Origin of the sequence: Serinicoccus chungangensis (assembly GCF_001483745.1) — a bacterium.
Classification (GTDB): Bacteria; Actinomycetota; Actinomycetes; order Actinomycetales; family Dermatophilaceae; genus Ornithinicoccus; species Ornithinicoccus chungangensis_A.
This window is the reverse complement of the sequence record NZ_LQBL01000028.1, coordinates 408131-421543: the sequence shown is the minus strand read 5'-3', so window position 1 is coordinate 421543 and position 13413 is coordinate 408131. Positions and strand designations below refer to the sequence as shown.

The 13413-nt window shown below is 74.1% G+C and carries 10 protein-coding genes; 7 read left to right on the top strand and 3 right to left on the bottom strand.

The window, feature by feature from the left end:
* The first annotated feature begins 17 nt into the window (after positions 1-17).
* The 4 genes from AVL62_RS10430 to AVL62_RS10415 all read left to right on the top strand — a co-directional run bounded on the left by AVL62_RS10430 (position 18) and on the right by AVL62_RS10415 (position 4775).
* On the top strand, positions 18-1577 hold the full coding sequence (locus AVL62_RS10430) for an aldehyde dehydrogenase family protein (protein ID WP_058891562.1): 1560 nt from the start codon (positions 18-20) through the stop codon (positions 1575-1577).
* Positions 1578-1644: 67 nt separating this feature from the next.
* Positions 1645-3015, top strand: coding sequence for an aminotransferase class III-fold pyridoxal phosphate-dependent enzyme (locus AVL62_RS10425; protein ID WP_058891561.1), 1371 nt, complete (start codon positions 1645-1647; stop codon positions 3013-3015).
* Positions 3016-3019: 4 nt separating this feature from the next.
* The gene (locus AVL62_RS10420) at positions 3020-4348 is read left to right on the top strand and encodes an aspartate aminotransferase family protein (protein ID WP_058891560.1); all 1329 of its coding nucleotides are present in this window, start codon (positions 3020-3022) and stop codon (positions 4346-4348) included.
* A 10-nt stretch (positions 4349-4358) separates the two neighbouring features.
* A complete protein-coding gene (locus AVL62_RS10415) occupies positions 4359-4775 on the top strand; it encodes an HIT family protein (RefSeq protein WP_058891804.1) in 417 nt (138 codons plus the stop codon).
* On the opposite strand, the gene AVL62_RS10410 is transcribed toward AVL62_RS10415, so the two are convergent.
* A complete protein-coding gene (locus AVL62_RS10410; RefSeq protein WP_201023250.1) occupies positions 4772-5491 on the bottom strand; it encodes a potassium channel family protein in 720 nt (239 codons plus the stop codon). The two genes, AVL62_RS10415 and AVL62_RS10410, sit on opposite strands and share 4 nt — an antisense overlap.
* A 97-nt stretch (positions 5492-5588) precedes the next feature.
* Between AVL62_RS10410 and AVL62_RS10405 the strand changes: the two genes are divergently transcribed.
* The 3 genes from AVL62_RS10405 to AVL62_RS10395 all read left to right on the top strand — a co-directional run bounded on the left by AVL62_RS10405 (position 5589) and on the right by AVL62_RS10395 (position 10653).
* Positions 5589-9074, top strand: a complete 3486-nt coding sequence (locus AVL62_RS10405; protein WP_058891558.1) for a TM0106 family RecB-like putative nuclease — start codon at positions 5589-5591, stop codon at positions 9072-9074.
* Positions 9071-9700, top strand: coding sequence for a class I SAM-dependent methyltransferase (locus tag AVL62_RS10400; RefSeq protein ID WP_201023249.1), 630 nt, complete (start codon positions 9071-9073; stop codon positions 9698-9700). Before AVL62_RS10405 ends, AVL62_RS10400 begins: the two co-directional genes overlap by 4 nt.
* 107 nt (positions 9701-9807) lie before the next feature.
* Positions 9808-10653: a UbiA family prenyltransferase gene (locus AVL62_RS10395; protein WP_153011752.1), complete on the top strand. Its 846-nt coding sequence runs from the start codon at positions 9808-9810 to the stop codon at positions 10651-10653.
* Positions 10654-11041: 388 nt separating this feature from the next.
* Here AVL62_RS10395 and glnA read toward each other — a convergent pair whose 3' ends face one another.
* Both glnA and AVL62_RS10385 read right to left on the bottom strand, forming a co-directional pair.
* A complete protein-coding gene (gene glnA / locus AVL62_RS10390) occupies positions 11042-12466 on the bottom strand; it encodes a type I glutamate--ammonia ligase (RefSeq protein ID WP_058891555.1) in 1425 nt (474 codons plus the stop codon).
* Between the two features lie 158 nt (positions 12467-12624).
* Positions 12625-13413 carry a DUF4191 domain-containing protein gene (locus AVL62_RS10385; protein ID WP_058891554.1) on the bottom strand — a complete coding sequence of 263 codons (789 nt, stop codon included), beginning with the start codon at positions 13411-13413 and terminating at the stop codon, positions 12625-12627.

Below are 13413 nucleotides of genomic sequence, written 5' to 3'. Positions count from 1 at the left end.
GATATGAGGAGACGACGGTGTCCGAGCCCTACAAGGTGACCTACGCGACCCTGACCGCTGACAACGAGGACCTGCACACGGCCTACGAGGCCGGAGTGGAGGTCGCCCGTGGCTGGCTCGGGGCGGAGATCTCCGCCCCCGGCGACCCGGCGCCCGGTGACCCCGTCGACGTCACCAGCCCCGCCGACCCCTCCGTGCTCGTCGCGCGGGTGCGGGCCGCCTCGCCGGGTGCCGTCGACGCCGCCGTGGACGCGGCGCGAGCAGCCGGTCGCGCCTGGGCGGCCACGCCCTGGCAGGAGCGGCTCCCGGTGCTGCGCGAGGTGGCCGACCTCATCAGCGAGCGGGCCAACGAGCTGGCCGCCCTCATGACCATGGAGGTCGGCAAGAACCGTCTCGAGGCGCTGGGCGACGTGGAGGAGTCGGCCGTCTTCTTCCGCTACTACTGCGACCAGGTGGAGAGGAACGGCGGCTTCGAGGCGGCGATGGAGCAGCTCTCCGCCACCGAGACCACCCGTTCGGTCCTGCGCCCGCACGGTGTCTGGGGCGTCATCAGCCCCTTCAACTTCCCCATGGCGCTCGCCGCCGGTCCCGCGGCCGCCGCGCTCGTCGCCGGCAACGCGGTCGTCCTCAAGCCCTCGGTCCAGGGCACCCACGTCGCGTGGAAGCTCTACGAGACGATGCTCGAGGCCGGGCTGCCCGAGGGGCTCATGCAGATCCTCCCGGGCGGGGACGACGTCGGCAAGGCCGTCGTGGCGCACCCGGGCCTCGACGGGCTGACCTTCACCGGGTCCTACGCGGGCGGGATGTCCGTCATGGACGCCTTCCGGGGCGACTACCCGCGCCCGGTCATCACCGAGATGGGCGGCAAGAACCCGACCATCGTCACCGCGTCGGCCGACCTCGACGCGGCGGCCAAGGGGATCACCCGGTCCATCGCCGGGGCGTCGGGCCAGAAGTGCTCCGCCTGCTCCCGGGTGTATGTCGACGCCTCGGTCCACGACGAGCTGGTCCAGACCCTGGGCAAGGCGGTGAGCGAGGTCGTCGTCGGGGACCCGCTGGAGCGAGCCACCTTCTGCGGCCCGGTCATCGACGCCGAGGCGGTCGAGCGCTTCCGCGCCGCGGTGGAGCACGCCCGCGAGGCCGGAGGCACGGTCGTCGCCGGGGGCGAGGTGCTGCAGGGGGCCGAGGGTCACCCGGGCTACTTCGTCCAGCCCACCCTCATCTCCGGCCTGCCCGCCGACGACGAGCTGTTCACCAGCGAGCTCTTCGTGCCGCTGGCCGTCGTGGCGCCCGTGGACGGCCTGGACGAGGCGCTGGAGCGCGCCAACGACACGGTCTTCGGGCTGACCGCCGGGCTGTTCGCCGGCGAGCAGGACGAGATCGACCGCTTCCTCGCCGGCATCGAGGCGGGCGTCGTCTACGTCAACCGGCCCGCCGGGGCCACGACCGGCGCGTGGCCGGGCGTGCAGCCGTTCGGCGGCTGGAAGGGCTCGGGCAGCTCGGGCAAGGCCGGTGGCGGCCTGCACTACGTCCAGCTCTTCATGCGCGAGCAGTCCCAGACCGTCGTCACCGGCTGAGCCGGCCGCCCCCGGGCCCCGACGGCCCGGCATACCCCGACCTCACCCCGACCTGCAGGAGAGCCCCATGACCGACACCACCCTGGCCGAGCCGACCACCGACTGGGCCGACCCCTCCCGCCCCGTGCCCGACCTGCGCACCGAGCTCCCCGGCCCGCTGACCCGGGAGGTCGTCGCCGGCGACCAGGCCATCACCAGCCCCTCGCTGCCGCGCGCCTACCCCTTCGCCCCGCGGCGTGCGCGCGGCTGTCGCATCGAGGACGTCGACGGCAACCTCTTCCTCGACTTCAACGCCGGCATCGCGGTGAACTCCACCGGCCACGCCCACCCCGAGGTGGTGCGCGCGGTCCAGGAGCAGGCGGCTGACCTGCTGCACTACTCGGCCAGCGACTTCTTCCTGCCGGTCTACTCGCAGATGTGCCACGCGCTCGCCCGGACCGCGCCGATGAGCGAGCCGGTGCGGGTCTTCCTCACCAACTCCGGCGCCGAGGCCGTCGAGGGCGCCCTCAAGCTCGCCCGCTACGCGACGAAGCGGCCCTACGTCATCAGCTTCTTCGGCGCCTTCCACGGCCGCACCATGGGGGCCGTCTCGCTCACCAGCTCCAAGCCGAAGTACCACCAGGGCTTCGGTCCGCTGCTGCCCGGCGTGCTGCACGTGCCCTACGCGGACCCGGCCAAGGTGGCCGCCGGCGAGGACGCCTCCGACACCGCCACCTTCGACGCCCTGGAGACGATCTTCCGTCACGACGTGGCGCCCAGCGAGGTCGCGGCGATCTTCGTCGAGCCGATCCAGGGCGAGGGCGGCTACATCGTCCCCGGCGAGGGCTGGATGCGGCGGCTGCGCGAGCTGTGCGACGAGCACGGCATCCTGCTCGTCGCCGACGAGGTGCAGTGCGGCATGGGGCGCACCGGGACCATGTGGGCCATCGAGCAGACCGGTGTCGAGCCCGACGTCCTGCTCTCCGCCAAGGGCATCGCCTCGGGCCTGCCCCTGGGCGCGTTCATCGCCAAGGCCTCGCTCATGGAGAGCTGGGGCACCGGCACCCACGGGTCCACCTACGGCGGCAGCCCCGTCCCGTGCGCGGCCGGGCTGGCCACGCTGCGGGTCATCGAGTCCGAGGGTCTGCTGGAGCATGCCCGCACCGTTGGCGACCAGGTCCTGGCCGGGCTGCGCGAGATCCAGGCCGCCCACCCGGAGGCCGTCGTCGACGTGCGCGGCGTCGGTCTGATGATCGGCGTCGAGCTCGCCGACCCCGCCCTGTCGGCCGCCGTCCAGCAGGCCGCCTTCGAGCGCGGCCTGCTCGTGCTCGAGGCGGGCGAGAGCGTCGTGCGGATGTCGCCCCCGCTGGTGGTGACGCCGGAGGAGGCCCAGACCGGTCTGCGCATCTTCGGGGAGGCCGTCGCGGCCGCCGCGGGCGCGGCGTCGCACGGCGGCTGACCCGGTGGGCTCGCGGCACGTCTTCTCCCGGGGTGGCGGCGACCGGGTCCGGATCGACCACGGCGAGGGCGCGGTCCTCGTCGACGTCGAGGGCCGCCGCTACCTCGACGCGGCCGGCGGCGCGGTCGTCGTGGGCGTCGGCCACGGGGTGGACGAGGTCGTGCAGGCCGCCGCGGCCCAGGCGTCCCGGGTCGCCTACGTGCACGGGTCGGCGTTCTCCAGCGAGGTGCTGGAGGAGTATGCCGATGCCCTCGCCCCGCTGCTGCCGCTGGAGGACCCGCGCATCTACCCCGTCTCGGGGGGCAGCGAGGCGGTGGAGTCGGCCCTGAAGATGGTGCGCGCCTACCACCTGGCCCGCGGGGAGGACCGGGACGTCGTCATCGGCCGCCGCGGGTCCTACCACGGCAACAGCAGGGGCGCCCTGAGCGTGTCCGGGCGCGCCGGGCTGCGGGCCCCCTACCTGCCGTGGCTCACCGGTGCCGAGCACACCACCACCCCCTACGAGTACCGCTGCGCGTTCCCGGACACCCACCCGCACGGGTGCGGCGTCCGGCACGCGGAGGCGCTGGAGGAGACCATCGAGCGGGTCGGCCCCGGGCGCGTGGCGGCGTTCGTCGCCGAACCCGTCGCGGGCGCGGGGCTGGGGGCCTGCGTCCCGCCGGACGACTACTGGCCCGCGGTGACCGAGGTATGCCGTCGGCACGGCGTGCTCGTCGTCGCCGACGAGGTCATGACCGGCTTCGGGCGCACCGGCCGGTGGTTCGCCAGCGAGCACTTCGGCCTGCGCCCGGACGTGCTCACGGCCGGGAAGGGCACCGCCTCGGGCTACTGGCCGCTGGGGCTCGCGGTCGTCAGCGGGCCGGTGCACGAGGTGCTGGCCCGCGCCGGCTTCGTCCACGGCTTCACCTACTCCCACCACGTCGTCGGGGCCGCCACCGGCCTGGCCGTCCTGCGCATCCTGCAGCGGGACGGCCTGGTCGAGGCGTCGGCCCGGCAGGGGGCCCGGCTGCACGACGCCCTCCACCGCCACCTCGCCCGGGTCCCCGGCATCGGCGACGTGCGCGGGCGCGGGCTGCTGCAGGCCGTCGAGCTGGTCGCGGACGAGGGGACCCGTGCGCCGCACCCGCGCGCGCAGCGGCTGGTCGAGCGGGTCACCGAGGCCTGCCGGGAGCAAGGGGTCATCGTCTACCCCAGCACCGGCTGCGCGGACGGCACGAACGGCGACCTGCTGCTGCTCGGCCCGCCGCTCGTGGTGAGCGACGACGAGGTCGACCAGATCGCCGCCGGGGCGGCCCGCGGCATACACCAGGTGCTCGGGTCCGCCGGCGGCTAGCGTGGGCGCCATGGCCTGCCTCTTCTGCCGCATCGTTGCCGGCGAGGAGCCGGCGCAGACCGTGCTCGAGCGGGAGGAGGTCGTCGGCTTCCTCGACACCCGGCCGGTCTTCAAGGGGCACGTGCTCCTCGTGCCCCGGCGTCACGTCGACACCCTCACCGAGCTGCCCGACGACCTCGTCGTGCCGCTCTTCGGCGCCGCCCGTGACGTCGCGGGGGCGGTGCGGACCGCCCTGGGGGCCCAGGGCAGCTTCGTGGCGATGAACAACGTGGTCAGCCAGTCGGTGCCGCACCTGCACGTCCACGTGGTGCCTCGGACGAAGGGCGACGGTCTGCGCGGGTTCTTCTGGCCGCGGACGCGGTACGCCGGCCCCGAGGCGGCCGACTACGCCGCCCGGCTGCGCGCGGTGCTGGACCCTGGCAGCTAGCCCTGGTCGGGCCCGCGCAGCCCGGCCAGCTCGGCCCGGAGCGCGCGGACCTCCTCGGCGAGCTCGGCGACGTCGGCCGCCGTGGCCGGTTGGCGGTGGGGGTCCGGCTCGGAGATCCGCTCGAGGAGCCACGAGGCCAGGCTGGCCGTGACGATGCCGAGCAGCGCGATGCCGCACAGCATGAGACCGACGGCGAAGAGGCGCCCCTCGCCGGTGACGGGGGCGTAGTCGCCGTACCCCACCGTCGTCACGGTCACGAAGGACCACCACAGCGACTCCTGCCACGTCTGGATCGTCGCGTCCGGGTGGCCCCGCTCGGCGTTGAGGACCGCCAGGGAGGAGATGGTGACGACGAGGAGGGTGGCGGTGGTGACGTAGAGCGCCACGTGCCCGCGCAGCTTCTCCCCGGCCACCTGGTGCGCGAAGGAGAGCGCGGCGACGAGCCGCAGGGGTCGCAGGGCGGGCAGCGCCACCGCCGCGAGGTCCACGGGGTGCTTGCGGACGAACTGCCACCGACGGGGTGCCACGACGAGCCGGTAGGCGTAGTCCACGAGGAAGACGCCCCAGATCACGTCCTGGACCACCGTGCAGGTGCGCAGGACGCTCGAGGGCAGCCCCGGATTGACGATGGGGATGGCGAAGGCGACGAGGAAGACGAGCGCGGCGATCATCAACGGGGTCTGGGTGCGCGACTCCCAACGCTCCAGGCGGTTCATGCCCGACATGATCCCAGGCCCGGTGCCGGGGCCCGGGACGTCGACGGGGTTGTCGGTGCCGTGTGCGAGGCTGGACGCGCCGGAGGAGGTGGAGCGGATGATCGTGCTGGGACCGCAGCGGGTGGTGTGGAGCCCGTCGGACCTGCGCGCGGCGCTGGGGTGCGAGTATGCCTTCCTACGGCACGTCGACGCGGCGCTGGGGCGCCTCCCGGAGCCGGAACGACGGCACGACCCCGTGCGCGACCTGCTCTCCCGGCTGGGGGACCGGCACGAGGCCGAGCTGCTGACGGCATACCGCGACCGCGGCGGCCTCCTCGAGCTCGCGCGGCCGGTCCCGCCGCTGTCGGTGGAGTCGCTGCGGGAGGCCGCCCGGGAGACCCGTGCCGCGCTCGCCGGTGACGCGCGGGCGGTCTCCCAGGCGTGCCTCTTCGACGGGCGGATGCTCGGCTACGCCGACGTGCTCGAGCGCGCGGACGACGGCTGGCGGGTGTGCGACGCCAAGCTCGCCCGCTCGGAGTCGGCGCTCGCGCTGGTCCAGCTCGGGGCCTACGCCGACCAGCTGCGGCGCGCGGGGGTCCCGGTCTCCGCCACCGCGAGCCTGCTGCTCGGCTCAGGCGAGCGGCGCGACCTGCCGACGCACGACCTCGTGTCGGTCTTCGCCGAGGTGCGCGGACGGTTCGAACGGTTCCTGCGCGCGTACCTGGAGGGGGGTGAGGCGGTGCGCTGGGGCGAGGACCGGTATGCCGTGTGCGGGCGGTGCGAGGAGTGCCTGGCCGCCGCCGGGGCCGCGGACGACGTGCTGCTCGTCGCCGGGGTGGACGCGCGGCGACGCGCGCGCCTGCGGGAGGAGGGCATCGAGACCGTCGCCGACCTCGCCGTCGCCGCGAGCGCACCGGAGGGGATCCCGGCCGCCACCTTCGACCGGCTGCGCGACCAGGCGGGGCTGCAGGCGGGGGCTGGTGTCGTCGGCGGCGCCACCCACCGGCTGACCGCCTCGGCCGCGCGGACCCTGGCGCTGCTGCCGGCCCCGAGCGAGGGCGACCTCTTCTTCGACTTCGAGGGCGACCCGCACCACGACGAGGGCGACCGGGCCCACGCGGGACTGCAGTACCTCTGGGGCGTGCTCGACGCGTCCGGCTGCTACACCCCGACCTGGGCGCACTCCTTCGCCGCCGAGCGCGCTGCCTTCGTCGCCTTCGTCGACGACCTGCAGGAGCGCCGCCGCCGGTGGCCCGACCTGCACGTCTACCACTACGCCCCCTACGAGACCAGCGCCCTCAAGGCGATGGCGATGCGCTACCGGGTGCGCGAGGAGGAGCTCGACGACCTCCTGCGGGCCGAGGTCTTCGTCGACCTCTACGCCGTGGTGCGCGGCTCGGTCCTGGTCGCCGCGCCGTCCTACAGCATCAAGAAGCTCGAGCCGCTCTACATGGGCTCCGAGCTGCGTCCGGAGGACGGCGTGAGCTCCGGCGACGCCTCGATCCTGGCCTACCACGAGTTCCGCGTCCTGGAGGAGGACGACCCCGCGGGGGCGACCCGTCGGCTGGACGACCTGGCCGACTACAACCGCTACGACTGCGTCTCCACCCGGCGGCTGCGCGACTGGTTGCTGGAGCGGGCCGAGGAGGCCGAGGTGCGCGACCAGGTCCGGCCCCGGGTGATCGAGCCGCAGGCCCGGGAGAGCGCCGAGCAGGAGAGCGCCCTGGAGGAGGCGCTGCAGGCGCGTGCCGGAGCCGGTCCACCACCGGAGCGCTCGGCGCAGGAGCGGGCCTGGGCCATGCTGGCCACCGCGATCGGCTACCACCGGCGCGAGGCCAAGCAGTTCTGGTGGGGCCACTTCGACCGGCTCCAGCACCCCCTGGAGAGCTGGGCGCGCACCCGCGACGTCTTCGCGGTCGAGTCCGTCGAGGTGGTGGCCGACTGGACCCCGCCGGAGGGCAAGGCCCGCAGCTGGCGGCGCACCCTGCGGCTGGTGGGGGACTGGGCGCCGGGGAGCACGGCCCGGCGGGCGCAGGTGGTCTACGCCGCGCCGGGTCCGCCGCGGACCGCAGGTCCGGACGGGGCGCCCTGGGCCGCGGCGCGGGCCGACGCGATCGAGCCCGACGCCGACGACCCGCGGGTGGTCCTGCTGGTCGAGGCCCGCGCACCGGACGACGTCTTCGACGACCTGCCGGTGGCGCTGGTCCCGGAGGCGCCGCCACGCCCCGACCCCATCCCCGCCGCCATCGCCGCCGTCGCCGGCGACGCGCTGGCCCACCCGGAGCTGCCCGGGGGAGCGGCGCTCGACCTGCTGGCCCGACGTCCGCCGAGGCTGCGCGAGGGCGGACGGCTGCCGCACGGGACCGGCGCGGGCGCCCCCGGTGACATCGTCACGGCGCTCCTGGCGATGGACGACTCCTACGTCGCCGTGCAGGGGCCGCCGGGGACCGGCAAGACCTGGACCGGGTCCCGGGTCGTCCGCCGGCTCGTGGAGGAGCACGGCTGGCGGGTCGGAGTGGTGGCGCAGTCGCACCTCGTCGTCGAGAACGTCCTCGGTGCCGTCGTGCGGGCGGGCCTCGACCCGTCCCTGGTCGCGAAGTCGGCACCCAAGAGCGCCGACCCGACGTGGACCACCCTGACCGACACGGCGGCGGCGCGGGCGGCATACCTCGAGGAGCACCGGGGGACCGGGTGCGTCCTCGGTGGCACCGCCTGGACCTTCTCCCACCCCGACCTGGTCGAGCCCGGCGGCCTGGACCTGCTCGTCGTCGACGAGGCGGGGCAGTTCGCGCTCGCCCCGACCGTCGGCGCCTCGCGGGCCGCCCGCCGGCTCCTGCTGCTGGGCGACCCGCAGCAGCTGCCGCAGGTCAGCCAGGGCACGCACGCCGAGCCGGTGGACGAGTCGGCCCTGGGCTGGGTCATGGGAGAGGACGCCACGCTCCCGCCGGAGCGGGGGTACTTCCTGGAGCGCACCTACCGCATGCACCCGGCGGTCACGGCCCCGGTCTCGGCCCTGGCGTACGCCGGTCAGCTGGGCTCCGCGGACCCGCCGGCCCGGCGGCTGCTCGAGGGACTCGCTCCGGGTCTGGAGGTGGTGCGGCTCGAGCACCGGGGCAACCGCACCGAGTCGCCGGAGGAGGCGGCCGAGGTGGTGCGCCAGGTGCGGGCGCACCTCGGGGCGACCTGGACCGACCCCGGGGACGCCCGCGGGCCGCGACCGCTCCGGCAGCGTGACGTGCTCGTCGTCGCGCCGTACAACGCGCAGGTCGCGCTCGTCCGGGAGCATCTCGCCGAGGCCGGGCTGGGGCAGGTCCGGGTCGGGACGGTCGACGCGTTCCAGGGGCAGGAGGCCGTCGTCTCGATCCTGTCGATGACCGCCTCGTCCGCCGCCGACGTGCCCCGCGGCATGGGCTTCCTCCTGAGCCGCAACCGGCTCAACGTCGCGATCTCCCGGGCGCAGTGGCGAGCCGTGCTCATCCGCTCCGAGGCGCTCACCGCCCACCTGCCCTCCAGCCCGCACGCCGTGCTCCAGCTGGGGGCCTTCATCGGCCTGTGCGACGCGGGTGCCGGCCTCACCGACGTCGCGGACGAGCTGGCGGGGTGAGGGTGGAGCGCTACGGCGCCCTCACGGCCCGCACCTACGACGTGCTCTCCGGCGAGCCGGTGTATGGCGTGGGCCGCCACCTCGCGCTCCCGGCGCTCGGGCTGCGACCCGGTCAGCGGGTGCTGGACCTCGGGTGCGGGACGGGGCTCAACCTCCCCGCGCTCCTGGACGCGGTCGGCCCGACGGGCACCGTCGTGGGCCTGGACCGCAGCCCCGCGATGCTGGAGGTGGCCGGGCGTCGGCGCGCCCCGTCGCCGGGTCGGGGGCGGCTGCGGCTGGCGCAGGGGGACATGGCCGACCCGGAGGCGCTGCGGGAGGCGGCCGCCGGCGAGCCCTTCGACGCCGTCGTGGCGACCTACGCGCTGTCGCTCACCCCCGACCCAGCCCGGGTGTGGCGGGCGGTGACGGGCGTGCTCCGGCCGGGCGCAGGGGTCGCCGTCGTCGACATGGCGCGGCCCACCGGTGCCGCGGCCTGGTCCGCGCCGCTGGCCCGGCTGGCCTGCCGGCTCGGCGGCGCCGACATCGACGCCCATCCCTGGGTGGTCGTCGAGCCGGAGCTGACCCGGACCCGCTCCTGGATCCGGCGGGGCGGCCACGTCCGGGTGCTCGTCGGCACGTGGCGCTGAGCGGTGGCGGACCCGGCGGACCGGGCGGACCGGGCGGACCGGGCGGACCGGGCGGACCGGGCGGACCGGGCGGACCGGCGTCGGTGCGTCTGCGCGCGGCCGTCCGGATGAGCCGCCCCGATCAGGTCCTGCTCATCCTCGCGGTCTACGCCGTGGGCTGGGTCGCGGGGACGACCGGGGTGGGCGCGGGTGGGACGGCGCTGCGCCCAGCCGGTGCGGTCCTCACGGCTCTGGTGGTCGTCGCGGTCGCGACCAGCGTGCACGTGGTGAACGAGTTCGCCGATGTCGAGACCGACGCCCGCACCGTCCGCACCCGGTTCTCTGGCGGCAGCGGGGCCCTGGGCGAGCACGGGCTGCCGGCCGCGTTCGCGCTGCGCGTCGCCGTCGTGGCGGCGGCACTCGCTGCGGTGCTGACGGCTGTCGGCCTGGCCACCGGGATCGTGAGCGTGCTGGTGGCCGCCTTGCTCGTGCTCGGTCTGGCGGGCGGGTGGGCCTACTCCGTCGGGCCCTGGCCCTTCTCACGGCACGGGTGGGGAGAGGTGGCCAACGCGCTCCTGGGCGGCCTGCTGCTGCCGGCCACCGGGGCCGTGGCCGCCGGGGCCGCCCTCGGGCCCGCGGCGCTCACCTTCTTCCCCTTCTGCCTCCTGGTCCTCGTGAACCTGCTCGAGACGCAGTGGGCGGACCGCGACGCCGACCGAGCGGCCGGCAAGCACACGCTGGCCACCCGGCTCCCGGCCCTGACGCTGCGGCGGCTCGGGGCGGTGGCCGGCGTGACGGCATACGGGCTGAGCCTGGTCGTCCTCCCGTGGACGGTCGCGCTCGCCGGCCTCCTCGCCGCCCCGCTGTCCGTCCTCGGGGTCCGTCGCCTCGGCCGGGGCTCACCGGGCCCGTCCGTGGCCGCGATGGTCGCGTTCCTGCTCCTGCAGGGCGCCGCCTGGTGGTTCCTCCGCTGAGCCGGCGCCGCTGTGCCGGCCTGCAGGCCGTCTGACAGCCGCCACGTCATCTGCGAGCCCCTGAGGTCGACTGACAGCCTGTTCGAGGAGGCTGCCAGATGACGAACCGGCACAGGGACGACATACCGGCTGGCAGACAGGACCCACCGGACGCAACGGAGGGCAGACAGCTCGTTCCTCGCTGCCTGCCCTCCGTCGACGCGCTTCGTCAGATGTCGACCCTGATGCGACACCTTCCTCGCGCTACGGAGGGCACACAGCTCGTTCCTCGCTGCCTGCCCTCCGTCGACGCGCTTCGTCAGATGTCGACCCTGATGCGACACCTTCCTCGCGCTACGGAGGGCAGACAGCTCGTTCCTCGCTGCCTGCCCTCCGTCGACGCGCTTCGTCAGATGTCGAAGTACATCTCGAACTCGTGCGGGTGCGGCCGCAGACGGGTCGGCTGGATCTCGTTGGCGCGCTTGTAGTCCACCCAGGCCCCGAGCAGGTCCTCGGTGAAGACCTCGCCCTCGGTGAGGAAGGCGTGGTCGTCCTCCAGCGCGTTGAGCACGTCCGGCAGGTTCGTCGGGAGCTGGTCGATGTCGGCCATCTCCTCCGGCGGGAGCTCGTAGAGGTCCTTGTCCACCGGCTCCGGCGGCTCGATGCGGTTCTTGATCCCGTCCAGGCCGGCCATGAGCTGGGCGGAGAAGGCGAGGTAGGGGTTCGCCGAGGGGTCAGGCACGCGGTACTCCACCCGCTTGGCCTTGGCCGACGCCCCGGTGATGGGGATCCGGACGCAGGCCGAGCGGTTGCGCGCCGAGTAGACGAGGTTGATGGGCGCCTCGAAGCCCGGCACCAGGCGGTGGTAGGAGTTGAGCGAGGGGTTGGTGAAGGCCAGCAGCGCCGGGCCGTGGGCGAGCAGGCCGCCGATGTACCAGCGGGCGATGTCGGACAGCCCGCCGTAGCCGTTCTCGTCGTAGAACAGCGGCTCGCCGTCCTTCCACAGGCTCTGGTGCGTGTGCATCCCCGAGCCGTTGTCGCCGAAGACCGGCTTCGGCATGAAGGTCGCCGTCTTGCCCGCCGCCCAGGCGGTGTTCTTGATGACGTACTTGAACTTCATGATGTCGTCGCCGGAGTGGAGCAGGGTGTTGAACTTGTAGTTGATCTCCTGCTGCCCGGCGGTGCCGACCTCGTGGTGGGCGCGCTCGACGTCCAGGCCGACCGTCGCCAGGTTGAGCACCATGCGGTCGCGGATGTCGGCGAAGTGGTCCACCGGCGGGACCGGGAAGTAGCCGCCCTTGAACCGGGGCTTGTAGCCGCGGTTGCCGCCGTCCTCGGCGCGGCCGGTGTTCCAGGCCGCCTCCACCGAGTCGATGTGGTAGTACCCCCCGCTGGGGCCGGTCGAGAAGCGCACGTCGTCGAAGACGTAGAACTCGGCCTCGGCACCGAAGTATGCGGTGTCCGCGATCCCCGTCGAGCGCAGGTGCTCCTCGGCGCGGCGCGCGATCTGCCGCGGGTCGCGCTCGTAGGGCTCGTCGGTGAACGGGTCGACGATCGAGAAGTTCATGATGAGCGTCTTCTCGGTGCGGAACGGGTCGACGTAGGCCGTCTGCGGGTCCGGGATGAGCTTCATGTCCGACTCGTGGATGGACTTGAAGCCGCGGATCGACGAGCCGTCGAACATCTGGCCGGTGTCGAAGGCGTCCTGGTCGAAGGTCGCGGCCGGCACGTTGAAGTGCTGCATGACGCCGGGCAGGTCGCAGAACCTGATGTCGATGAACTTGACGTCCTCGTCCTTGATGTAGGCGAGCACCTCGTCGGCATTGCTGAACATGGAGTTCCTCCTGTCGCGGACCGGGCGACGACTCGGGGTTACGGGTCCGGTGACCCTTAACCTACGTGGAGGTGGTTTCCGCCGGGTCACTCGGGTGTTACGCCGGTGTTACGCACCGCGTGCTCCCTGCGACGCCGGTGGGAGCGGGCGCTCGTGCGTCAGCGGCCGCGGAGGGCGCGGCGGCTGGCCCGCGGCGGACGCGTCGGGTCCATGCCCGCCGGGATCGCCGGCTTGTTGCGGCTGCCCAGGGCCTTCATGCGCTGCTGGACGACGAGCGCCTCGTCGTTGGTCAGCGACTTCGGGTACTTCTTGATGGTCTTGACGACCTCGCGCAGCGGGGTCTGGCCCTCGGCCTTGCCGACGGAGATCGTGTGCACCGGCACCTCGTGCCCGACGACGCGCGACACCTTGCGCTCCTCGGCCTTGGCCAGGCGCTGCGCGGAGCCGCGCGGACCCTCGGAGATGAGCACGACGCCCGGGCGACCGACGGCTCGGAAGACCATGGCCGCGTTGTTGAGGTCACGCATACCGCGGACCTGGCCACCGGCCTCGGCGGCCACCGGCTCCTGGTCGTAGTACCAGCCGCGCCGCAGCTGCTGCAGCACCGCGGAAGCGGCCCCGGGCTGGCCCTCGATCTGCGCGAAGGCGGCGCGTTCGGCCTTGCGGCCCAGGACGATGACCGCGGCCAGGAGGGCCATGGGCACGCCGAGGATGAGGACGTAGACCACCTGGTCGAGCCACAGCCCGACGAGCAGGGCCACCACGAGCACCGCCAGCGCCGCGAGGGCCATCCACCACAGGGCGGCAGGGTCCGCCTTGCGGGTCATCGTGAAGACCTGGCGGATCTGGGCGATGCGCCCCGGGTTGTTCGGGTCCTTGGGCTTGCGGGTGCGTCCGAAGCGGCGCTTCTTCGGCTCGGGCGCGGCGGTGGCGGAGGACGAGGACAT